The 22,504-nt window shown below is 41.4% G+C and carries 21 protein-coding genes; all 21 read right to left on the bottom strand.

What is annotated here, in order from left to right:
- Window position 1: 1 nt before the first annotated feature.
- The 21 genes from mreD to Q4600_RS05610 all read right to left on the bottom strand — a co-directional run bounded on the left by mreD (window position 2) and on the right by Q4600_RS05610 (window position 22,195).
- Window positions 2–490, bottom strand: coding sequence for a rod shape-determining protein MreD (gene mreD / locus Q4600_RS05710; protein ID WP_102527448.1), 489 nt, complete (start codon window positions 488–490; stop codon window positions 2–4).
- On the bottom strand, window positions 487–1,392 hold the full coding sequence (gene mreC / locus Q4600_RS05705) for a rod shape-determining protein MreC (RefSeq protein ID WP_102527447.1): 906 nt from the start codon (window positions 1,390–1,392) through the stop codon (window positions 487–489). Before mreC ends, mreD begins: the two co-directional genes overlap by 4 nt.
- Window positions 1,393–1,455: 63 nt before the next feature.
- Window positions 1,456–2,505 (bottom strand): rod shape-determining protein, encoded by a 1,050-nt coding sequence (locus Q4600_RS05700; RefSeq protein WP_055022908.1) that lies wholly within the window; start codon window positions 2,503–2,505, stop codon window positions 1,456–1,458.
- Between the two features lie 289 nt (window positions 2,506–2,794).
- Entirely contained in the window at window positions 2,795–7,369 is a 4,575-nt protein-coding gene (locus tag Q4600_RS05695) for a DUF6701 domain-containing protein (protein ID WP_303513647.1), read from the bottom strand.
- Between the two features lie 49 nt (window positions 7,370–7,418).
- Window positions 7,419–7,856: an MSHA biogenesis protein MshP gene (locus tag Q4600_RS05690; protein WP_198589546.1), complete on the bottom strand. Its 438-nt coding sequence runs from the start codon at window positions 7,854–7,856 to the stop codon at window positions 7,419–7,421.
- Window positions 7,857–7,881: 25 nt separating this feature from the next.
- The gene (locus tag Q4600_RS05685; RefSeq protein WP_303513644.1) at window positions 7,882–8,727 is read right to left on the bottom strand and encodes a prepilin-type N-terminal cleavage/methylation domain-containing protein; all 846 of its coding nucleotides are present in this window, start codon (window positions 8,725–8,727) and stop codon (window positions 7,882–7,884) included.
- The gene (locus Q4600_RS05680; RefSeq protein WP_303513641.1) at window positions 8,727–9,302 is read right to left on the bottom strand and encodes a type II secretion system protein; all 576 of its coding nucleotides are present in this window, start codon (window positions 9,300–9,302) and stop codon (window positions 8,727–8,729) included. The genes Q4600_RS05685 and Q4600_RS05680 overlap by 1 nt, the downstream gene beginning before the upstream one ends.
- Complete coding sequence (locus Q4600_RS05675; RefSeq protein ID WP_303513638.1) at window positions 9,292–9,789, bottom strand: type II secretion system protein; 498 nt, start codon at window positions 9,787–9,789, stop codon at window positions 9,292–9,294. The genes Q4600_RS05680 and Q4600_RS05675 overlap by 11 nt, the downstream gene beginning before the upstream one ends.
- A 192-nt stretch (window positions 9,790–9,981) precedes the next feature.
- The gene (locus Q4600_RS05670) at window positions 9,982–10,482 is read right to left on the bottom strand and encodes a type II secretion system protein (RefSeq protein ID WP_303513636.1); all 501 of its coding nucleotides are present in this window, start codon (window positions 10,480–10,482) and stop codon (window positions 9,982–9,984) included.
- 202 nt (window positions 10,483–10,684) lie between these two features.
- Window positions 10,685–11,206 (bottom strand): type II secretion system protein, encoded by a 522-nt coding sequence (locus Q4600_RS05665; RefSeq protein ID WP_303513635.1) that lies wholly within the window; start codon window positions 11,204–11,206, stop codon window positions 10,685–10,687.
- Window positions 11,207–11,360: 154 nt separating this feature from the next.
- Entirely contained in the window at window positions 11,361–11,966 is a 606-nt protein-coding gene (locus Q4600_RS05660; RefSeq protein WP_102527439.1) for a prepilin-type N-terminal cleavage/methylation domain-containing protein, read from the bottom strand.
- A gap of 136 nt (window positions 11,967–12,102) precedes the next feature.
- The gene (locus Q4600_RS05655; protein ID WP_133146625.1) at window positions 12,103–12,627 is read right to left on the bottom strand and encodes an MSHA biogenesis protein MshF; all 525 of its coding nucleotides are present in this window, start codon (window positions 12,625–12,627) and stop codon (window positions 12,103–12,105) included.
- Between the two features lie 76 nt (window positions 12,628–12,703).
- On the bottom strand, window positions 12,704–13,918 hold the full coding sequence (locus Q4600_RS05650) for a type II secretion system F family protein (protein WP_229369743.1): 1,215 nt from the start codon (window positions 13,916–13,918) through the stop codon (window positions 12,704–12,706).
- Window positions 13,919–13,920: 2 nt separating this feature from the next.
- Window positions 13,921–15,675, bottom strand: coding sequence for a GspE/PulE family protein (locus Q4600_RS05645; protein ID WP_303513630.1), 1,755 nt, complete (start codon window positions 15,673–15,675; stop codon window positions 13,921–13,923).
- Window positions 15,672–17,069 (bottom strand): lipopolysaccharide assembly protein LapB, encoded by a 1,398-nt coding sequence (locus Q4600_RS05640; RefSeq protein WP_303513627.1) that lies wholly within the window; start codon window positions 17,067–17,069, stop codon window positions 15,672–15,674. Before Q4600_RS05640 ends, Q4600_RS05645 begins: the two co-directional genes overlap by 4 nt.
- Window positions 17,066–17,998 (bottom strand): ExeA family protein, encoded by a 933-nt coding sequence (locus tag Q4600_RS05635; RefSeq protein ID WP_303513625.1) that lies wholly within the window; start codon window positions 17,996–17,998, stop codon window positions 17,066–17,068. The genes Q4600_RS05640 and Q4600_RS05635 overlap by 4 nt, the downstream gene beginning before the upstream one ends.
- 24 nt (window positions 17,999–18,022) lie before the next feature.
- Window positions 18,023–19,699: a pilus (MSHA type) biogenesis protein MshL gene (gene mshL, locus Q4600_RS05630; RefSeq protein WP_303513622.1), complete on the bottom strand. Its 1,677-nt coding sequence runs from the start codon at window positions 19,697–19,699 to the stop codon at window positions 18,023–18,025.
- A gap of 13 nt (window positions 19,700–19,712) precedes the next feature.
- On the bottom strand, window positions 19,713–20,033 hold the full coding sequence (locus Q4600_RS05625) for an MSHA biogenesis protein MshK (RefSeq protein ID WP_241906381.1): 321 nt from the start codon (window positions 20,031–20,033) through the stop codon (window positions 19,713–19,715).
- Window positions 20,020–20,670 (bottom strand): MSHA biogenesis protein MshJ, encoded by a 651-nt coding sequence (locus Q4600_RS05620; protein ID WP_303513615.1) that lies wholly within the window; start codon window positions 20,668–20,670, stop codon window positions 20,020–20,022. The genes Q4600_RS05625 and Q4600_RS05620 overlap by 14 nt, the downstream gene beginning before the upstream one ends.
- The gene (locus Q4600_RS05615) at window positions 20,667–21,269 is read right to left on the bottom strand and encodes a PilN domain-containing protein (RefSeq protein WP_303513613.1); all 603 of its coding nucleotides are present in this window, start codon (window positions 21,267–21,269) and stop codon (window positions 20,667–20,669) included. The genes Q4600_RS05620 and Q4600_RS05615 overlap by 4 nt, the downstream gene beginning before the upstream one ends.
- Window positions 21,266–22,195 (bottom strand): MSHA biogenesis protein MshI, encoded by a 930-nt coding sequence (locus Q4600_RS05610; RefSeq protein ID WP_303513611.1) that lies wholly within the window; start codon window positions 22,193–22,195, stop codon window positions 21,266–21,268. Before Q4600_RS05610 ends, Q4600_RS05615 begins: the two co-directional genes overlap by 4 nt.
- Window positions 22,196–22,504 lie beyond the last annotated feature (309 nt).

Here is a 22,504-nt window from a genome sequence, read left to right as displayed (position 1 = left end):
TCTAACGGACCTTATAACTACGGCGAATATTTCTAAGCACCCAGAACACCCACCACCACATAAAAATACTCGAGATAGCAGGTAAAAACATCGCCCAATCGAAGGCAACACCATTAACAACAAATTCAACCCAGTAAATAATAAAGTGATAAAGACATATAAAAATGGCCACTAAAATAGACTGCTGCCAACGGGTAAAGTTTCGCAGTCGCTGTGATTGCATCACAATCACATAAATTACAATCGAAAATGCCAAGGAACGTATACCTAAGGTCGCCCCTAGCAAGACATCCAATAATACGCCTAAGATCCAAGCGGTTAAGATGCTATAACGATGCGGTAAGGCCATCGCCCAGTAAATCATTACCATTAGCAACCAATCTGGTCGCCAAGCTTCGACGATTTTAGGCAGTGGCATGATTTGAAACATCATCCCAATAAAAATTGTCACTAATACGACAAAGCGGCCATTGGCAATATGTGCACTCATTGACTGCCCTCGTCTTGTGTTTCTGGTTCCACGCTTGGATTATCAATCGTTGATATTTCTGAATGGATTGAACTAGGCAGATCATCTAAATTGTCGTCAGGCCAAATCAGCAACACGTAGCGAATTCGATCTAATGCAGCTAACGGCTGAGCTGAAATCACAGAATAACTTTGCCCAGCATCACGGGAGATTTTCATCACTCGCGCGACAGGGTAACCTTCAGGGAAGCGTTGACCTAAACCAGAAGTCACCAATAAATCACCGACTACGATATCTGTACTTTTGGCCACATGACGCAGTTCAATTTCATCAATATCACCAGTGCCTTGAGCCATCGCGCGGACATCATTTCGAGTGATTCGAACAGGTATGCCATGCGTCGGATCGGTTACCAATAATACCCGGCTCGTTAACTCACTCACTTCAACCACTTGGCCAACAACACCTTGGGCATCTACGACTGATTGCCCGACAAAAACACCGGTACGTGCACCATGGTTCAGTACCACATAATGACGAAACGGATCACTGGCTACTTCCATGACTTCGGCAACTACTTTACGAGCATCCATGTGGACAGGAGAACCCAGTAAAGCTCTTAAACGTACATTTTCTTGTCGTAAATGTTCAAAACGTTGTAATCGTTCTGACATCATTAGTTGTTGCCGTAATAGTTCTTTATTTTGTTGAGCCAACATATTGCGCGTTGCAATGGAGTCTGCTGACCAATCCAATAATAAACCTGGCACGTTGGCTAAATACTGTAAGGGGCTTAATACTGAGGAAATGGACTGACGAATAGGATCGAGGCGATCATTAGCGATAAGTAATACCACCGACAAAAAAATTGCCAGTGTTAATCTGAATTGTTGCGATATGCCACGAACAAAAATGGGTTTCATAATTTGTAGGCGGTGACACTCTTAATAATATCATCAGAGTCTACACCGCCATTGTTTCGCTCTTTAGTTCTCTTCAGAGAATAAGTCGCCACCATGCATGTCGATCATCTCAAGTGCTTTACCACCGCCTCGAGCAACACATGTCAATGGATCATCGGCAACCATCACTGGAATGCCTGTTTCTTGCATTAATAAACGGTCTAAATCACGAAGTAATGCACCACCGCCAGTTAACACCATGCCGCGCTCAGAAATATCTGAAGCAAGTTCTGGAGGAGACTGCTCAAGTGCAACCATCACTGCACTAACAATGCCTGATAATGGCTCTTGCAGCGCTTCAAGTATTTCGTTGCTGTTAAGAGTGAAACTTCTTGGTACACCTTCAGCAAGGTTACGGCCGCGAACTTCAATTTCAAGCACTTCGTCACCAGGATAAGCAGTACCGATCGTATGTTTAATACGTTCTGCAGTTGCTTCACCAATCAGGCTTCCGTAGTTACGGCGTACATAGTTAATGATGGCATCATCAAATTTATCACCACCAATCCGCACCGATGAAGAATACACCACACCATTTAACGAGATAATAGCAACTTCAGTGGTACCACCACCGATATCAACAACCATAGAACCCGTTGCTTCTGACACAGGTAAACCTGCACCAATCGCTGCCGCCATTGGCTCTTCAATTAAGTATACTTCGCGTGCACCTGCGCCCATGGCAGATTCACGAATTGCACGACGTTCTACTTGTGTTGCACCTACTGGAACACAAACTAAAACCCGTGGGCTTGGACGGAAAAAGCTATTGTTGTGCACTTGCTTAATGAAGTGCTGCAGCATTTTTTCAGTCACATAGAAGTCAGCAATCACACCATCTTTCATTGGGCGGATAGCTTGAATGTTTCCAGGAGTACGACCAAGCATTTGCTTTGCGTCTGTCCCTACAGCAGCCACTGATTTTTGTCCGCTGCTGCCACGCTCGCCACGAATGGCTACGACAGATGGTTCGTTAAGCACGATACCTTCGTCACGAACGTAAATTAATGTATTTGCCGTACCTAAATCGATCGATAGGTCGTTTGAAAAAACTCCACGCAGCTTTTTGAACATGTGTCTAGCCTGTATTCTGTAACGTCAGAAGAAAGAAAAATCAGGTAACTTTATCAATGCAGCTCAGTTTCCACAAGACCGAACAGGTTAACAATCGCTAATCTCGGTGTTTTTTTTGCTTTATTAGCAAATTAAATCATAAGTGCATAAAAACAACAAAATAACGAGTAAAAAAACAACAGTATTTAATACTGTGTCTCCGTCAAAAAATCGTTCAAGCATATATTTTGACGATACAAAACCCAATAGGCTGCAAATAATCCTTTTGGTCCACCATTATGTAACTTGTTTATCGTTTTTCACGCCAATAAATAATTCGGTCATGGCCACGATAACGCCCAAAGTAAGCACTCGCCCTTGGATCATACAAAGTTGTCGACGAAGCGTTTTCCCAATTCCAATACCACTGTAGCCACTCGGGCACAATCAAAGGTGCGGTTACTTGACCGCGATAATCAGCAGCTGAACCTGTAATAATCGCATTCCACAGTAAGGTAAATTCGCCGTTAGAAAAACTGCCAGTTTGCCCAGTTCGATCGATTAATTGACCCGTTGTTAAACTGGGTTCAAATTTGTATCCCAACGACAGATCATCGACTTGACTGGCTAACGCAGGGGTTACGACTGAACAACTATCATCAGTATTGGTCACCCAAGCCAGTCCATTCCAGTATTCTGCTCTGGTTGGCATTTGTAGCATGTCGTTTTCAGCGCCATACGTGTTGTCCATCACCACACGGCCATGACGAAAACGTTGATTTGATAGTAATTTTGCATCGCAATTACTGCCACAAGTGCCAGAGGTCGTAGCATTCATATCAGGATCTGAAACAAAGCTGTTATCACCATCGTTATCAACAACAATCAGCCCAATATCAAAGTCTTCAAAAGGCCCATCTTGGCTAGGAGCAGTGGTTCGACTTAAGCTAGCCATATAGCTACTCTCTACAGTTACAACACCCGCAACCCATGAACTTGCAGAGACGGGTAAAGCGCTCATTCGGTTACGTTTGTCGTCACCATCATCTGAATTTTCCCCCACTAAAATACCGGTCGCGTATGCAAAAGCATCTTGGTAATTCTTAGTTACCTCACTGCCAATATTAAATGCAGTTATATTCATCGCCATCGAAAATGGCTGATCCATATAATTGAAAATCCCACATGCAGGAAGGACACTCACACTGCTAACAACAAATCGGTCAGGGATAAAGCGGCCTATATTGCCAGAACTTGCTTGCGGAATATCATAAAAGGTAGAACCTAAATATTCACTGGGTGCTTTCGCGGTAAATTCAAATACACCCACCTCACTAATTGACTGAGTGATGGTGTTTTGGCTATTAATAACAGCCACATGGTCGTAGTTCCCTAGACCGAGAGTGCCTGCTTCTCCAGGATTTGGAGCCACAAGATTACTGCCTAATACAATACCTGCATGAACATAATTGGGCGTGGTTAAATTGTCACAATAATCAGTGTCGCTATCAGACTCCCAGGCCATTGCTTGTACCGTTAGCTCAAAATCCTCACCCGCTTTTTTATACACATCGCAACTACTGTTTCCGCTTGCACAGCTAGCATTGGCATCAACAGGTTTTACACATAAACCAGCTGGAAAACTGACAAATGGATCCGCGCCAACCATCACTAAGCCATCTTCCTCGCCTGTGCCATCGTATTGGGCATTTAACTGTATTGCACCAGCATCCGGGTAATTCACTTCAAACTCAGCAATACCACTGGCATCAAATTGAAGTGCTATAGGAGTTCGAGCGCCAATACTCGTGCCGATATCTGTTGCAGCGCCTGTTCCAGTTACCGACACACTTGAAGCAGAAATAACCGAACTCGGATTGACGTAATCACTCCAAAAACCAACACTTTTAGTCACATTTTCAAACTGCGGCGTACACTCCAACGTCTCGGTATCTTTTTTAATGGCTGAAATACTAATAACACCACTGGGTTTATTCGCTAACTTGTCTGGTACAGTAAAAATAAAACCGCTATCAGCAAAATTAAAAGTACATTGCTCAGCCGTTGGTGTTGAACCAGCAACACTACATAATGTGGTACTAAAAGGCTTAGCGCCTGGTGTTGAGCCTGTGACATCAACCGTTACTGAGCCAGCGGTATTATTTCTGAGTGATAAATTAGTGCTACCGCCACTAAAACTGACTACGTTGCCACCAACCCAACCACCACCTGTAGCGATGGTTGCAGGGCTCAAGGTCGCAGTAACAAAGTCAGGCACGGTTTGAGTACAATCTGCGTTAGCACAAGCAGTTAGAGTCATTGGCTCAGCATTACAAGTTAACGCAGAACCGGTATGAGTAAATTCAAAATGATCAATGACAACCCCCACTGGGCTTGAGTCAAGTGCACAAAATTCTATGTCATCTATTTCATGCACGTTGGTTGAGCCACCAGTTGAACCTGTTATCGATAAGATAAAGTCATCAGGCACCGCAGCTTGTGATGCGAAAGATAAAATATCAAACTGGGGAACGATTTCGACAAAGCCGCTGCCAGTATCACGAGAGACTGACACTAACGACTGCCCTGACACACGAGAGTCAATGACGATTCTATAACGATGATTGTCATTCTCATTGTTATCAACAGGTGGAGTTAAGCAGTCGCCAGTAGTATTAGTGGTGCCGTTATTACACGTTCCGCGCAGATATGGGTAACCTGACGTGCCACTGCCCGAGCCACGTATCGAAACGCTTTGCTGGCGGCGACCAATATTATTATCGCCCCCTTCTGCCGAAAAATTACCATATTCGTCAATACCAATGCCTAACCAGCCACCAGCAAACCCATCAACGCCTGGTTTATAGCCATAACCTAAGGGGCCCCCTGCAGCACCTGGCTGTGGGGTTATTGATGCATCAGAAAACACCATTGCAATACCGTCAGCACCATTGCCATCATAAGCAGAATGGTCGAACTCAATTTCAATTAAATTATCAGCAGCTGGGAATAAACGTTGGTAAGTCGTTGAAGTTGCTTGGTTGCCAGCAGCTTGAGTTAGACGAAGTTTATTACTCACTATTGAAGGAGTAAAACTGCCGCTCGAGCTCGCAGCCACCCAATCGGTACCTAAAGAAGTGCGATTAAAGTCATCAGTAAAACATTGCGAAACCGGTTCTGTTCTTTCTAGCGCAAAGAAACTGTAGTTTTCCCAGATATGTCTACGATCGTTATCTTGATAGGTATCTTCATCCACAACCATACTGACTAGATCGTTCGTCAACTGACAACGCCTTAACCAACCACCATCACCACCACGGCGATTAGTTTTACCAGCCACTAAAATTGGAACGTCAGTAAAACCCGTTAAGGGGGTGGTGACGCTACATTGATATTCCACATCTCTAATGCTATTGCTATTGAAAAAAGTTTGTGAATTTCCAAAGTGATAATTGAGGTCCTCACCGTTTAATATCAAGGCGCCTGAACCAGAAGCAACGGTCAAATAAGCGATGGTCTCATTCTGTAAATTACCATTACTTAGACCTGCAGGCTGGCACTCCGCACTGTTATTCCTCACTTCCGAAGTATCCATTGCTAACTGAATGCCAGTATTATTAAATTGGGAAGTGCTGGTTAACCAGCAATCATTATTACTTGTTTGCATTTGGTTCAGTAAAACGTCTTGCGATGCGTCCATTGTCACGCTGGTATAATTATTATTCGCCCCAATAAGCGCTAAATCATATTCGACCGAACCTGCGATAAGTTGCGTTCCATTTGATAGGTCATGTGTTCCAGGAGTCACAGCAACCCAATGCACTTCTGGCATATCTGCGCTAGAAACTATATTCCCTGGTGGTTCTTGCCTTGCCCATGTAAAGCCTGTTTCGCTGATATTTGACAAAAAAGCACTTTGGGGGCCATCAGTGGAGAGTGGATTGGTTTCAGAAATCGTCGGCATGATAAACACAAGCGGTGTTACGCCCGCAGGAAAGGCATCATCAAAAGCCACAGAAGTCGACGTTGCTTTGCCATATTGGATGTGGAAAGGTATGACAGGTTCAACAGGCTCATTAATTTGGCCGTCGCTATTCATGACAAGGTATTTAGATGTCACTCTGCCATTAATAGCACCAGAGTTTATGGTAATCCTCTCGTCACTATACACATTGGCATTTATCGTTGCTGGAATGGATGTACCATTCACATTTTGATTGTTTAAGGTTAAATTGTTATAGGCAATAACTTGCACTCCAGCTTCTGCAAGAGAATTAATTGTACCGCCGTTAATTTGTGAGCTCGTGCCAATAAATATTCTTACTCGTCCAGTCGTTTCTATTTTACTAGGCGCATCAAGTTGAAGGGAGTTAATCCAATAATCCCCTTCGGGAAACTTCAGTATTGACCCACTACCCGCTCGTATTGCATTAAATCGATATTCATCATTATCAGAAGAAAATGTCACCGTACAATCAGAAAAAAGGCTTAAAGAATTAAACTGAGTATCACCGTTATCTCCCAGCGATATTTGATCGCCAGAATTACAAAAACCAATACTACCAGCTGAGCCATCACTACTTTCAAAGGCCTGATTACCATTCATTTTTAGACCGCGAATAGAAGCGCCAGTAATAGTACACAGCCTATCACCTCCTGTAGCAGTATCGCAGCTATCAGTAGGTAAGCCATTGTTAGTATTTATGGAGCAATAAGATAAATCATCGCCATTTGTGCCACTAATTCTTGAACCAGGATATATTGTCAGCTGCGGATTATTAATAGAGTTACAGGCACTGTTATTGTCATTGTGATGTCCTTGAGCCACCGCTGCAAAAATAACGGATTCATCAATCTCATCAAATGAAGCCGCACTAAATGACATAGCTGTAGCCATTAACAGCGTTATTAGTTTTATAGTTGTCAGGTATCGATTAATCCCCACGTGCTTCTACCTCCACTTGGCGATTGACTCTTAAACAATTGCTCGTAGCTGCATTTCCAGCACAATCTCCAGTTTCACACACTGCATTACTGGTTATTTGATACTGCGTAACTCCATCTACACTAATAGGGTTACAGGTCACGGCGACAGTGCAACCATGAAAACCTACTGAACTAGGTGGAGTCCAAGTGGAAGTCGCACTACAAACACCCACAGCACCTGACAGCGGAAATAATTTAGCTAACTCAGCATCTGCAGCGCTATTGGCACTAAAAAGCGCTCGAGCTCCCCACACTTCAACATTGACTGACTCATCACCATCTTCCAGCATTCGAATTAAGGTACCCGCGAGTAAAAACATCACAATCAGCACAAATACGGCAATCACCAGCGCACTACCTTGTTGCTTACGCAGCCTAGTATTCATGTGACAATCTTTTAGTGATGAGTGATTAAGGTACATTGGTCACCTGCACTTGATGCTGATACTTGAAGGTTTCACCATTAACACTAAAGCGAGGCTCAAGGTGCACAATTGAGTTGGTCATTAAGTTTTGTTCTGTCACTTTAATTGCAGGTTCTGTAAGTAAACTATTAGTAATATTTTCAGCCATTAACACACCAGTACCCATATTCGATGGCACTGGCTGGCTTATTATGTAGCCATAATTTGAATAACGATACAAACTCACTTCAGATGAGCCTACTGGGCTTTCAAAACAATAACTAATCGGTTGATTAGCAAAGTAAATCCGCTTAATTGGGGACTGTTCAGCAAACTGAACTGAATTAGTAAATGTCAGGGTCATTCTATCCGCTGCTGAAGTGGCACTTTGCACCTCAAAGCGCTTATTTCTTGATGCTTGATAAATATCATTAACACCGCCAATACTTTCATTAGCAAGAGGATATACAATCGCAAACATGCCATTGTTAACAGTAATATTATTATCAACAATGGTGCCAGTACTCGAAGCAGAATCAGGATAAATAGGTAGTTCAAGATAACTACTACTGGCTTCTATTGGAAGCATCTCAATGCATTGAAAGATGCCTAAACTAGCTGTTCGGAGTCGGACACTATTTGGCACAGAATGTCGAATGTCACGGGTCATTCGCTCTACAGCAAAGCGGCTTTGGCCTAGAACTTGATCAACAGAACTAGATTCAACAAAAATACGCGTACCAAATATAACAAAACTGCTTACACCCACTATCAGAATGCCAAGAATGATAATCACAGTGACCATTTCAACTAACGTAAAGCCAGCTTGTTGCAAACCTCTTTTACTTTTCATTAATAGTTACTCCTTACCGCTTGGTAAGTAATAACTTCCCCTGAAGGTGTAGTTACATCTATGGTGATAAGCTTTTGCGCTTGGCCATTTAGGTAAGCAATTGTGACTTCCATGCCATAGTTAATATAAACATCAGCGTAGGTTTGAGTGGAATCAAGCATCAGATCTGTAATATTTAATTGGTGATAATCATCTACATCATTAAAATCATTTCGGCCTTCGCCATCAACTCCAAAATCACCTTCATCTGTACAATTCGCCCCGGGATTTAATGGTGAAGTAGAGTTACAAGCAGGGATACCACCATTAGCATTAGTATTTTCATCATAACGTTTGCCCCAAATTTCATTCATAACCGAATGCGCTAATTCAGCAGAGCGAACTCGAGATAATGTCTCAACAGCTCTATCAGCTTGAGGTAATAACATTGACGTAAGCATCACTATTGCAATGCTTAATACCAGCATGCCAATAACAAGTTCGATTAAGGTAAAACCACCCTGTGAGTTTTTAATCACGCTGTTATGAAGAGATTTTACTAATAGGTTTCTTGAGGAAGATAAATTATAAAGCATGCACATACCCCTCAGACTCCATCGCAATATTGAGCGTTTCATCTGCTTTTACGACAAAGCACGCCCCATTGCAGCCAAGGTTAGCTCGACCTAGATTGTCAAAATCCATAGTAAAATCAGTATTACCATTACTTGCTAGCTCGATGATTGCACCACTACTAAAATCTTGTTTCACTTCAGTTCGAATAAGCTGTGCATCAATACAACCTGCAAAGACGTTATTAATATTATGTTGATAAGTGCTGAGTTGGTAACCATCTGAAAAAACACTAATACGATAACAACGGTCACTGTTATTTAATGCTTTTATTTGAACGTGTCTAAGCTCACTGATAAATTCATTTCGAAGAGCATGGGCACTATAGCTTGATTCAGGTAATAATTTAGGCAAAACAAACACAGCGATAATCCCTACTATTAAAATAGTAGTAACAAGTTCAATTAAGCTAAAGCCTTTTTGATGAGTTATCTTGTTAATAAAAACCATTAAGCTGGACACACCTACCTTTCACATTTATCCATAGATAGTATGGCAAAAATTACTATAAACGTCTTGATATCATTTATAAAAAATATCATTTACGTTCTAGTAATTTAGTTAGAATCAATTTGATTAAAAATCTATTTAAAAAAGGCAATAAAAAAGGCCTGCAAGCAGACCTTTTTATACAAGACTATTTTAACAATCAGATGCCGTTGGCATAGGCAAGAAACCACTATTACCATCAGATACCCCACTCTGGAATGTTGGAGTACTGCCTTCTGTTTGAGCCTCAGTATATTCAATATAGCAAGTGTCTGGCGCACCTACTTGCTGAATTTTCACTGTGCCGTCAGTATCTGTAATATCCCAATCATCAGTAGACATATCTACAGCTTTGATTAGTTCATCAGCATCACCTTCAACATAACCAAAGCGAGTTACTACTGGAGTTGCTGCGCCAATATCAACCGAGCCCCTGTCAGTAGTAGCCCCTTTCTTTTCTTCTCCAGCAAGCGCTGCTTTTGAATACACTAAGCTATTCGCACTTTGAATTGCCGCTTTAGCACCTTGAAGCGTAGATACGCGAGCATCACCTTGAAGGTTAATAAATTTAGGTGCAGCTGTTACCGCTAAAATACCTAAAATGATGATAACCACAACTAACTCAATTAACGTAAAACCTTGCTGTTTTTGCATTTGAAAACCTTCATTAAAATAGAACAACTACAGCCCGTATGAAACAATATATATTGTTCACGAGCTTATTCCTTTATCACAACAATTTTATCACCATTCAATATTAGCTGCGTGTTACCCAAAGCACATAAAGGCTTTTAAAACTGATATTTAGCCACAAAAAAACCCGCACTAAGCGGGCTTTTTTTGATTTCAGTAACCTTTAGCAATCAGAAGCATCTGGCATTGCTGAATACACTGGAACTGAAGATGCTGTTGCCGCTGTATAAGTAAAAGAACATGTAGAAGGTGCACCCACTTGCCAAAAGGCAAAAGTTCCATTACTTTCATCAAAAATCCATTCTGTAGTAAGTGCACTATCTGATGGATCATCATTATCAGCTACACTAATTTCGAGAGCATTTTGAAAGTTAGCAACTAGAGGGGTCATATAACCATAATCCGTTGTAACGTCTACATTTGTAGGAGGAAGAGCATCTGCATCACCAGAAATAGTAACTGTTTCTCCTGTTCCTTGTTCTTGTCCTGCTAAAGCAGCTTTAGAGTAAACTAATGTATTTGCCCCTTGAATAGCACCTTTTAAGCCTTGTAGGGCTGAAACTCGTGCATCCCCTTGAAGGTTAATAAATTTAGGCGCAGCAGTAACAGCTAAAATACCAAGAATGATAATAACTACCACTAGCTCAATTAATGTAAAACCTTGTTGCTTCTGTTTGATTTGCATAATGTCGACCCTTTATTGAAAACAAAATATGTGAATTTTGTACATCTGTTTATTTAATTGTTTATTACAATTCCACTCAATATTCCATATTTTGTGGTAATTTTTTAAAGCTTAAGCCTCTGCAATTAATGCAGCTTTCACTTATTACTCGTAATTAGTCGTTACTGAAACTAAGTACTTGTCCTGTGCCTGGGTTGTATGTCACTCCTTTAGCACCACTTGTCGTTAAATCTGGGGCTGGAGATGGTACACCGGTAGTCTGATCTAACGTAAGTGAAGCTACTTGGTGATAGACACACAAATCAATCCCAGTCACTGTCGTACCGTCAATAGATGTAGGTGAACCACCGATACCATCTTGAGCTCGAACGGTATAACGTTGATCGCGGGCGTCATCAGTATAAATTACATTACGTGGAGCACTTTGCAGCACGTTATCGAAAACTTCCTGACAAGTGTCATCACTCATCGAAGTCGCATCTGTATTTGATGTACCTGTTGGAAAGCCAAAACGCGTATCTAACGAAACAACAGTACCATCTAAAATTACCGACGTATTACGACGACCATCCACTTCCCATTGTGCTCTAACGAACCCAACAGCCGTAGCAAGTCCACCAGCAACGCCATCAACACTGGCATTTTGCGCATCTTCAGTGACATTCAAAAAGCGTGGAATTGCAGTCGCAGCTAATAAACCAAGGATCACGATAACAATCACTAATTCGATTAACGAAAAGCCTTGCTGTTTTAATTTCATAATAAGTTACCTATTTTACGCCTTACATTTGTCAGACCGTAATTACAGTCGTAAGACCATTGTTACCTAGCTAAAGCTATCCTGTAAATAAATTTTAGCACCATTTATACATTTAAACATTTGTATTAGTTAAATATTAGCTCTTGCTATCAATAAAAATCACTCTTCCTGATATACCTTGATAGCTAATACTGCCACTTTGCTCTGTCGAAAAACGACAAATTTTTGTCTCATTTTGATATGAAACCGCAGCTTTTAAATCATGCAAATCACTTGCCATTAACTGTTGCCATAACTCTTTGCAGCCTTTCGAAGATGGCTCATTAAGTTGCGGCCAGCCTTGCTTTGACATCTTTATAATATTTGAACTGGTGCCAAGGCTATCTGTTTCAAGCTGTTTATTGCCTAAACCAACAGTAATATTCTCCCAGTTCAGCTTGAGCGAATCAGGTCTCCCCTGATTGAGCCATTGGCTCTTTACCATCGCTAGCACGTACAACATACGGCTATGCTCTAGCTCTAAACTTTTAGTGCCAATACTGTCCACACTAGAAAAATGCTTAGTGCTAATCACAGCCATTACCACCAAGACTAATGTCAGCGTAATAATACGTGCATACGTCTTCAGTAGATCGTTTTCTGACTTCTGTTGTTTTCGCATTATGCAATCAACTCAGATTTGTTAATTGCTAACTGCAATGTAGACAACTGCTTACTTTCAAAGTTCAGCATGCTCGTTACCCTTTAACCACATTGAGCATATCCCACATTGGCAAGTAAATCCCCAAGGCTAGAATGAGCACAATACAAGCCACAAATCCGATTAAAATAGGCTCTAGTTTGGCGGTTAAATTTTTAAGGTCGTAATCCACTTCGCCTTCATAGAAATCTGCTGCATCATTAAGTAGTTGATCGATCTGGCCTGTCTCTTCACCCACTGCCACCATTTGCAGCACTAATGGAGTAAACAGACCGCTTTGGTTTGACACCCTAAGCATTGACTCACCCGACTCTATTCCTCGCCTCATCGCAACAATCCGATCATGCATATAACTATTATCCACGGCATCTGCAACTAGACTTAACGCTTGAGTCATGGGTACACCTGCACCCAACATCATCGAAAAACTGCGGCAATAACGTGAGAGTGTCGAGCGTTCTATAATCGACCCCACTGCTGGGATATGTAGCTTCCACTTATCCCATTGACGTTCACCCTTTTCGGTATGATGCCAATATCGTATGCCAACAATTGCTCCTACGAGTGCGACTAGCATGACATGCCAATAATTGACAAATAAGCTCGATGTCGTCATTAACAATTTAGTTGCCCATGGTAAATCAGCACCGAAGCGAGAAAACATATCGGCAAACTTAGGGATCACCATGATATTCAATATCACCATCGCAATCGTAATGGCGATGAGTACGAAAATTGGATAGCGCATGGCAGACTTAATGCGTCTGCGTGTTTCTTGTTCACGCTCGATATAACCAGAAAGCTGGATAAAAGCATCTTCCAACTTACCGGTATTCTCACCCACATGAACCATTGAAATAAACAATGAATCAAACACATCTTGATGCTGGTTCATTGCAGCCGACAGAGGGCGACCCGATGTCAATTGTTCAGATATATCATTCAACGCATCTTTCATTCGTTGTGAATGCGTTGTTTCTGCAAGACCTGCGATAGCACGCAAAATGGGAATACCTGAGCGAGTCAATGAGTACATTTGTCGAGTGAAAATTTGTAACTCTTCTAACGACACTTTACTCGCGAAAATACTGCCAAGCTTAAAAGGTTGAGATTGTTTCACTTCACGCAGTTCGAGAGGAATGATGCCGCGAGACATTAACGCATCAGCCGCACTACTTTCATTAGCTGAATCAATAAACGCTTCAACTGATGCGCCTTGATTATTTCGTCCTCGATACTGGTAAGTCGGCATGATTACACCCCAGTTCCACTATTACTGGACATCGCTTCTGCACCAGGTATTTCGCTGACGTCTTCAACTAATTTAGCCACTTCTTCAATGGTAGTCATACCATTGTATAAATACTCAAATGCTGAATCAGCTAATGGCACAAACGTCGGGCTTTGTTTCGCCGCATGAGCAAAATCTTGTGGATTACCCGTACGCATGGCATCAACCATGGCTTCATCAAGCTCTAAAATTTCAAAAATACCAATACGGCCACGATAACCAGAGCCATTACAACTTTGACAACCAGTGCCTATTTTGTAGGTTGCAGCAGTGAAGTCTTTTTTGGCGACAGAATTAATCCAAGCCAATTCAGCTGAATTGGGTTGGTGACTTGTCATGCAGTTCGGACATACCCGTCGAACTAATCGCTGGGCAATAATCACCCGTAGCGCGCTTGCGACAAGATAACTCGCTGCGCCCATATCAAGTAAACGCAATGCACTGGTAATGGCGTCATTGGTATGCAGAGTCGATAATACAAAGTGACCCGTTAATGCGCCTCGAAGACCAATTTCAACTGTTTCTTGGTCACGCATCTCACCTACCATGATGATGTCGGGATCTTGACGTAAGGTGGTTCGCAGTACATTCGAGAAATTTAAACCAATTTTATGGTTAACTTGCACTTGGTTAATACGTGGCAGTTGATACTCGACCGGATCTTCAACCGTAATAATCTTGGTGTCTGGCTTATTGAGCTCGCTCAAAATACCGTACAAAGTCGTGGTTTTACCGCTACCTGTAGGTCCTGTCACTAGCAACATACCGTGAGGGCGCTTAATTTGTTTACGAATTCGCTGCAGGATATGATCTGGCATACCTGTTTCATTCAATGTCAATAAACCCGCGGATTGATCGAGTAAACGCATTACCACCGATTCACCATGATATATCGGCATCGTCGACATACGAATATCGATTTTATGACCTTTAATTTCAATATGAAAACGACCATCTTGCGGCATACGTTTTTCTGAAATATCCAATCCAGCCATCAGCTTTAATCTTAATACTAACGCCGAGGCAATATTGACTTCATCAAGGGTGTTCTCATGCAGCTGACCATCAATACGTTGACGGATCCGCAGTACTTTTTCACCCGGTTCAATATGAATATCCGAAGCCCGCATTTGCACTGCATCTTCAAAAATAGATTGCAGTAGCTTAACGACTGTCGTTTCATTGTCGCTATCACTGTCAGTAATACTCGCCAAATCAAACATGTCATCAGCGGCGTACTCTTCTTCTAATTCACCCGCAATTTTGGCAATTTCACCCGTACGGCGATACAAATTATCGAACGCATCTAATAGTTGCTGTTCAGGGGTAACCGCAATGGTAATTTTTTTAGGCGCGACAAAGACTTCTAAGTTATCGATGGCTTGTAAGTCAGCAGGGTCACTCATCGCCAATGTAACCGTATCAGCGGTGGCTTCAACCACTAAAGCACGATAACGGCGAGCTTGTACTTCAGGAATAAGGTTAACGACTTCAGTCGGTATCGACAGTCGACTAATGTCTAAATAAGGTAAGTTTAACTGCTGAGATAAGAACTTCAGTAACTGATCTTCAGTAATACAATTCAAATCAATCAAGGTACGACCAAGCTTTTTACCTGAATTACGCTGTTCAGAAAGGGCTTGGGTTAACTGATCGTCAGTAATAATGTGTTCTTGAACGAGAAGATCGCCTAAACGCATTTTCAATTTTGGTTTCATTGGCTACCTCCAAGTTGAATTAATCGTTGTTCTATATAAGTCATAGCGCCAGTTGACAGTCCTCGATAAGACAAAGCTTTTGTATATGCATCTGCAGCTTGCGAATATTGCTGCTGCGAATCTAGCGCGTAGGCCAATCCCATCCACCAGCGTGCTTGAGACGGCTCAATGGTTATCAGCGAGCGATATGCTGACTCAGCCAGTTCATAACGGCTATTCTTTTGGGCAATATCACTTTGTAAAATCCATTTATCTCTAGCCCAGTCGCTGTTATCACTGATAGCTTCTAGTGTATCTAGTGCTTTCATAGGGCTAAATGAAGCATTTTCAACCTTCGCTTTTAAAATGGCCAATTCAATTTCCTCAGGAAATTGTTGCACCCCTTGAGCTAAAATTTGTTCTGCGCGGCCTAAGTTATTCAACGCATAATACAAAGACGCTAATTGCTTTCTGGCCTGATGCATTGAAGGCTCAAGTATTAGTGCTTCATAGTAATACTTTACTGCTTTATCTATTTTCTGTTGCTGCTCAGCGACCTCAGCAATTTCAAATTTCTTTTGCGCTAACTCAGCATCTGTCAGTATCACTTCCTTTACCGCCATGACACCTTTATTACTGCTTGTTGTTGCAGCATTCGTGTTAGAGACAATAGCTTGTTCTGCTTTAGAGGACTTAGCAGCGCGGCTGTTACTCCCCACATCGGCCTTCACATCTTCAACGATTGTTGAGGTACGTGTATTCTGCGCAAACCTGACTTTCACCGAACCGTTATCTTTATCATCCAACGAGGGTGCTAATGTGTCTTTTACAGTGACCGAAGTATTTTTTGAATCAACTTTTACCACGGATTTATTCGCCTGTGGTTCAGCTTCTACCGCTACAGTTTGCAAATTCTGAGCTCTTGCTAAATCAGTTTCAGCGACATCTGCGCTCACCTCAGACTCTTCGTTAAAGTCATTGTCAGATTTAGCTAAGCTATTAGCTGTTTTATTAATTTCAACGCTATGGCTTTCGCTATGGCTTTCATTGTCTGTTATTGGGTCTGTTATTGAGTCAGGTAGATCGTCACTAGTGAGCGTAACTTCATCGACTAAACCTGCAATGAGCGGCTGTTCAGCTTCTTCTTGTGTTGCTTCAGTCAGCGGTTGTAAGTTTTTTAGCTGCACGCCTTGACGATAAAACATAAACCCAATCAGGAATACAGCAATGAACATGACAATCGACATATACATCCCTTTTCGGGATGACTGCTCATCGGATGGATTAGCTTCTACTTGGCTAGTAAACTGCAGCTCCGGTTTCACAAAGCCAGAATCGGACGTTTCTCCCGTCGTTGATGCCGAGTGTTGCTTTTGTTTATCAAGGTCTTTTAAAACTTTATTAATAACGCTCATATTGACTCTCTTAACGTCGATAACCAGTCAGTATTAGTAACCCATAACATGACCAGTGAAGCGCCTATGATTAATAAAATGTATAACCATCCTCTATTTTGCACTGATGTCGGCAGTGGCTCTGCATCCTCTGTATCGACAATGGCTGCTTTACAATGCTTAGTGAGTACTTTATTACCGCCTTCAGCAAAACAAAGTAATAAGGCTTTATTAACGATCACATTCACCAAGCGTGGGATGCCTCGCGCGGCACTTGAAATCAACTTGATATCTTTATCGCTAAACAGTGCTTTGCCACGATAGCCTGCAATAGACAGGCGATAATCAACATACGCTTGGATCTCATCCCACAACAAAGGGCGTAAGCTATAGCTAAAAGTAATCCGCTGTTTTAATTGACGTAATTGACTGTCTTGCAACCTATTATCTAATTCAGGTTGACCAAACAACACCACTTGAATCAATTTAGCGCTTTCAGTTTCTAGGTTAGTAAACAGTCTTAATGTTTCTAAACTCTTATTGGGTAGAGCTTGGGCCTCATCCAACACTAAAATCACTTTTAACCCTTGGCGATTAAGCTCTAGTAAACGGTTTTGAATTAATCCAGTTAATTGCTGCTGGTTAATATTATCTTGTAACGAAATCCCTAATTCTGTCGCTAATGCCCAACGTAATTCATCAGGATTTAGATATGGATTAGGAACATAAGCACATTGATAATTATCGGGTAACTCATTCAGTAGCTTACGGCAGATAAGGGTTTTTCCTGTCCCTACTTCACCGGTTACTTTTATAAAGCCTTCGCCATTTTCGATTGCTGTTTGCAATACCTGTAATGCCTCAACATGAGGCGTTAACCCAAAAAAGAACTGCGTATTTGGGGTTAATGTAAACGGTAATTGATTTAGACCAAAATGCTGTTGGTACATGGCAATCCTTAACGGTACTAACCGTTACTCCTGCTCGGGGTACCAACGGTCTAGTAAATCTTTAGAGCGTTGTAATTCATTACTCCAGGTATCAGCACCTACCACTGTCGGCTTTAGCATGATGATAAGTTCTGTTTTAACCGTCGATTTACTGCGATTGGTAAAGGCTTCTCCCATAAATGGAATGTCACCTAACAATGGTACTTTTGATACCACTTCAATATTTTCGCTCTTCATTAAGCCACCGATCACCACAACATCACCTGAAGACGCTTTAATCACAGTGTCAGACTCACGAATTTCACTTTGTGCCAACGGTAATTCAAGGCTAGAGCCACTGACTTTAATTTCTTTAATTTGTTCTGATACATCAATCACTGATGGGTGCACATGAAGTAATACATTGCCGTCAGCATCAATTTGCGGCGTCACATCTAATGCAATACCTGAAAAGAAAGGGGTTAACTCCACTTGAGGAGTGGTGACTGGAGTTGTGCCAGCTACAGTAGTTGACGATACGTCAGTGACAAAATACTCATCGTTGCCCACTTTAATAACCGCTTTTTGGTTATTAGATGCGGTAACACGAGGGCTCGAAAGCACGTCAACATCACCTTGGGTATCTAGCAAGCTAATCATGGTGCTGAAATCGGTGCCAGTTAAACTAATTGACGTCACACCACCAATTACATTCGTAATTGAATCGCTTAAACCCGAACCGGGAGAAGTACCAAAGTTAATATCTGTGCTGCCAGCATGGCCTAAAACGTTATCCCATTGAATACCTTGCTGATAGCCATCAGATAGAGTCACCTCTAAGATTTTAGCTTCTAAAATAACTTGGCGCTGAAGATGCGTTTCAGCCTTGGTTAAAAAGGTACTTACTTGACGTAACTCATCAGGATAAGCCCTAACAGTGACTAAGCCCGCTTGCGGGGTAACTACCACTTGGCGTCCACCACCTGTATTACCGATAATAGACACTAAGGTTTTTTCTAGCTCACCCCAAAAGTTAGTTTTGGTTGTTGAGCGAATGAAAGTGCCATTGGTGTTATCAGTATTGTCATTATTGCTACTGCTATTGGAGTTATTACTGCTATTTGAGCTGCTGCTATTTGAGGAATTGTTATTCGAGTTCGAATTTGAGTTGTCATTACCGTCAGAAATACGCCCTGAGCTGACCGAAGTCAACGATAGCCCTTCACGCTCCATATACAAGTAATTTAGAGGGTAAGTTTCTGTGCGCATCCCTGATGGGAAAATACGCAAAATACGCCCTTCTCGGCTTACCTCATATCCATAAATATCTTCAACAACTTTAATCACTTCAGAGAGTGTTACACCATTAAGAGAAATTGAAATGGTGCCACTCACATCAGGATGGACGGCAACACTTAACGGCGTGCCCTGAACTAAACTTGGGAAAAATACTTTTGCCTCAACATCGTTCGCTGAAACGTCAAAACGGCGCTCTTTTGGCAATGTTGGACTTGTGCTGCCTAACAAGCTTGAACCATTGAGCTCACGCTGAACATCTTCAGGCATTTGCGCAGGTGGAGGAATGATATTTTTCGCTGTTTCTGCTTCAGCCAATGATTGACTTAATTCAGATTTAGCCGTCGTAGGATCTGGTCTATCTGTAGTTTGACAACCAAGTAAACAAAGAGATAGCAGAGGGGTCACATATTTGATTAAATTCATTATTATTTTTGTCCTATCGCTCTGTTATCGATTGAAATAGTTTAAGTTTTCTTCCGTCAGATAAATTGACATAACTCTTTCCGATATATTCAATTCTTATCCCATCAATGCGGTCACCAACAAATACAATCTTATTATTAATGACGGCATGTGGCTTGGCGCTATTTACAATGCTATTAAGTACTAATGAATCTGCTCGTTCGCTATTACTGGAAACAGTGACATACCCTTGCCCAGGTAAGGTCGGATCCCTTAACACTTTGGCATCAGCAACCTGACTCACCGCAGTTAGACCTAATACAAGGAGTATAAACATCGGTTTATTCTGCAACACTGATAAACTCCTTATTAATACTCAAGGTATAAAGTTCAATTTCAACCGTCGCATTTGGATGTTCGTCAACGTTGTAGTTAAGGCGTTTCCAATATAACTTATCTGGCATATCTTCAATTGCTTCAACAAATTTTAGAATTGAAAAATAGCTGCCTTCTAAGGTCAATTTAATACCGTGACTGTAGAGGTTCATTTTGTGTTCTTCACCCACCTGTAGTAGAGGTGTCGGTGCGATAGAAGCAAACGATTGTAATTTTACCCCTTGAACATGCCCTAATAGATTTGTGAGTACTGTCGGCATATAACTCGCTGGAACCATTGAAACCATTTGCGCATCTAAATCAGCATCAATTAATTGAGTTTGTTGTTCAATATGGCTTAAACGATTACGAAAATCAGTATTAGGATCCATCGCTAAACGTTGCTGATATAAATCAATTTGTTGTTTTGAAACGTTATTTTCCGCTTCAATTTGGACAAGCTGTCTTGAAAGTTTTTGTCTTTCTTTAAATACGCTCTCAACGGGTAGATAAACGACCATGCCAATAAGTACTAGCACTGCAACAGTAATGAGTACACGCTCTCGCTGGCTTAGCACATCGAACTTGGATTCTAATTGTTGCCAAAATTGTTTCATTGTTTAGCCTCCACTTCAGGAGTGCTAGATAATTTAAAGGCTAACGGTTGCGATTCACCACGGTTCATCGTCATGGTCGAAAAAGCATAGCCTTTGAGCGTTTCTGTATGCTTTAAAGCCTCAACCCACTTAGGGATACTTTGGGGTTTAGAACCAAAGCCTTCAAACTCAAATCGCTGTTCGTTTACTGCGATGTGACTAAGCCATACAGAGCCATCTGAAACACTCGCCAAATCAGTCAACAAACTTGAATAGCCGCGACTGATGACATTATCTCTTTGGTTTATTTCAGTAGATAATAGTTTTTTCAATTCTAAACGCTGCTGCTCTAATTCGACTCTTGCAACCAGGTCTGGCTCTGGAACACGCGCAGAAACTTGTAATTCTAGTTGCTGCTTTTGCGTATCTAACTGCTGTTTTTCTGTTGATACCTTAGCCCTGTCAGCTTCCACATTCGAAACCAACCAATAGCCAAGCATCCAACTCACAAAGCTGACAACAAGTAATCCCGCCACCATCATCATCATTCGTTGAAATGACAGCCTTAATTTTGCAGGCAGTAAGTCAGCGCTATATAAGTTAATTGTGGTTTTTATCACGCAGCACCTCGCGTTAACGCTTTGAAAGCCATCATGGCTAGATGCTCAGTCACCGACTCATGGTCAGTGGTACTGACTTTTTGATTAAAATTCTGCGCCACTAATGGCACCAATGCTTGAGATTCACCGCCGATTAATAAATCAATAGAACCGACAGGCGCTTGCCTTAATTGGCTTTCGAAATAGTCCATTGAACGTTGAATTTCGAGACTTAAATTATCAGCTAAACCATATTGTAAGTCGGCGGCAGTGGCTTTATCGATTTGAGCAAAACCTCTCACTCGACGCTGCATGAATAATTCACCTTCTCTAACCACTGTTAGCAATAAATCATGTTCAGGTACGTGACTTACCACCATATGGGTTGAAGCATCATCAAACAGCAACGGCATTGCTAGTTCTTCAATGCTAATACCTTCAATGGTAAAACCATGTTGTTCGCAAGCTTGAGCCAATGTAGACAATTGCATTTTATTTGCGACAACGACATTAATTTTGCCAGTGGTTGTCAGCGATGATTCAAAGTAATCCAATTGAATATTGGTCACAGGCTCTGTCGCTAAGTCTTTTACCGACCATAATAATGCCTGGCTTAACTCATTGGCTTCTACATTGGGTTTATCTGCCACAATCAATTGATAAAACGATTCACCCAATACAATTTTCAGCTTTGCATGACCGAAAATATCTTTTATCTCGGCAAATGCTTCTGTCCAATTCTCACCATTAAAGGCAATTTTTTTAGTAATCCCTGATATATACGACTTTGTTTGATTTTGAGTTTCAAGATCAGAATCTTGCTCATCCTCAGTGTTAATTTCGCCTTGATATACACAGATCGAGTCCGCACTGATATACAACCCAAGTTCAGTAGATGCTTGAGTTTGGCGCCAGAATGTCAACTTACTTAAAAAACCATTTTTCATTCAAAAACCTGTGCCTTGATAATCAGCGAAGATACGATATAAAAATAAAAAATATCCGCTATAAAAATGTAACGATGACGCTTTCACTTAAACCAGATACACCAACAAGTGTGTAACAGAAAGAACAGTTAGCATTAAAAAGCATGTCAAAAAAATATCGTATGACATATTAACCGCTAATCACTTAATTTTATAGAAAAATAACAGCAATGAAAGTGTATACACTTAAGATAGAATGTTATTTGTTAATTCTCAAGATCCAAAGCCACAACAAGGTCACAACCTGACACACTATTAAGTTATTAAGTT

The sequence above is a fragment of the Shewanella sp. 2_MG-2023 genome, from assembly GCF_030548905.1.
GTDB lineage: Bacteria > Pseudomonadota > Gammaproteobacteria > Enterobacterales > Shewanellaceae > Shewanella > Shewanella electrodiphila.
The sequence above is the reverse complement of the archived record's forward strand: the minus strand, read 5'-3'. Positions and strand labels throughout refer to the sequence as shown.

Coding starts and splice junctions, on each gene's coding strand:
- mreD (WP_102527448.1), bottom strand. CDS start 490: ATGAGTGCACATATTGCCAATGGCCGCTTTGTCGTATTAGTGACAATT.
- mreC (WP_102527447.1), bottom strand. CDS start 1,392: ATGAAACCCATTTTTGTTCGTGGCATATCGCAACAATTCAGATTAACA.
- Q4600_RS05700 (WP_055022908.1), bottom strand. CDS start 2,505: ATGTTCAAAAAGCTGCGTGGAGTTTTTTCAAACGACCTATCGATCGAT.
- Q4600_RS05695 (WP_303513647.1), bottom strand. CDS start 7,369: ATGTCATTTAGTGCGGCTTCATTTGATGAGATTGATGAATCCGTTATT.
- Q4600_RS05690 (WP_198589546.1), bottom strand. CDS start 7,856: ATGAATACTAGGCTGCGTAAGCAACAAGGTAGTGCGCTGGTGATTGCC.
- Q4600_RS05685 (WP_303513644.1), bottom strand. CDS start 8,727: ATGAAAAGTAAAAGAGGTTTGCAACAAGCTGGCTTTACGTTAGTTGAA.
- Q4600_RS05680 (WP_303513641.1), bottom strand. CDS start 9,302: ATGCTTTATAATTTATCTTCCTCAAGAAACCTATTAGTAAAATCTCTT.
- Q4600_RS05675 (WP_303513638.1), bottom strand. CDS start 9,789: ATGGTTTTTATTAACAAGATAACTCATCAAAAAGGCTTTAGCTTAATT.
- Q4600_RS05670 (WP_303513636.1), bottom strand. CDS start 10,482: ATGCAAAAACAGCAAGGTTTTACGTTAATTGAGTTAGTTGTGGTTATC.
- Q4600_RS05665 (WP_303513635.1), bottom strand. CDS start 11,206: ATGCAAATCAAACAGAAGCAACAAGGTTTTACATTAATTGAGCTAGTG.
- Q4600_RS05660 (WP_102527439.1), bottom strand. CDS start 11,966: ATGAAATTAAAACAGCAAGGCTTTTCGTTAATCGAATTAGTGATTGTT.
- Q4600_RS05655 (WP_133146625.1), bottom strand. CDS start 12,627: ATGCGAAAACAACAGAAGTCAGAAAACGATCTACTGAAGACGTATGCA.
- Q4600_RS05650 (WP_229369743.1), bottom strand. CDS start 13,918: ATGCCGACTTACCAGTATCGAGGACGAAATAATCAAGGCGCATCAGTT.
- Q4600_RS05645 (WP_303513630.1), bottom strand. CDS start 15,675: ATGAAACCAAAATTGAAAATGCGTTTAGGCGATCTTCTCGTTCAAGAA.
- Q4600_RS05640 (WP_303513627.1), bottom strand. CDS start 17,069: ATGAGCGTTATTAATAAAGTTTTAAAAGACCTTGATAAACAAAAGCAA.
- Q4600_RS05635 (WP_303513625.1), bottom strand. CDS start 17,998: ATGTACCAACAGCATTTTGGTCTAAATCAATTACCGTTTACATTAACC.
- mshL (WP_303513622.1), bottom strand. CDS start 19,699: ATGAATTTAATCAAATATGTGACCCCTCTGCTATCTCTTTGTTTACTT.
- Q4600_RS05620 (WP_303513615.1), bottom strand. CDS start 20,670: ATGAAACAATTTTGGCAACAATTAGAATCCAAGTTCGATGTGCTAAGC.
- Q4600_RS05610 (WP_303513611.1), bottom strand. CDS start 22,195: ATGAAAAATGGTTTTTTAAGTAAGTTGACATTCTGGCGCCAAACTCAA.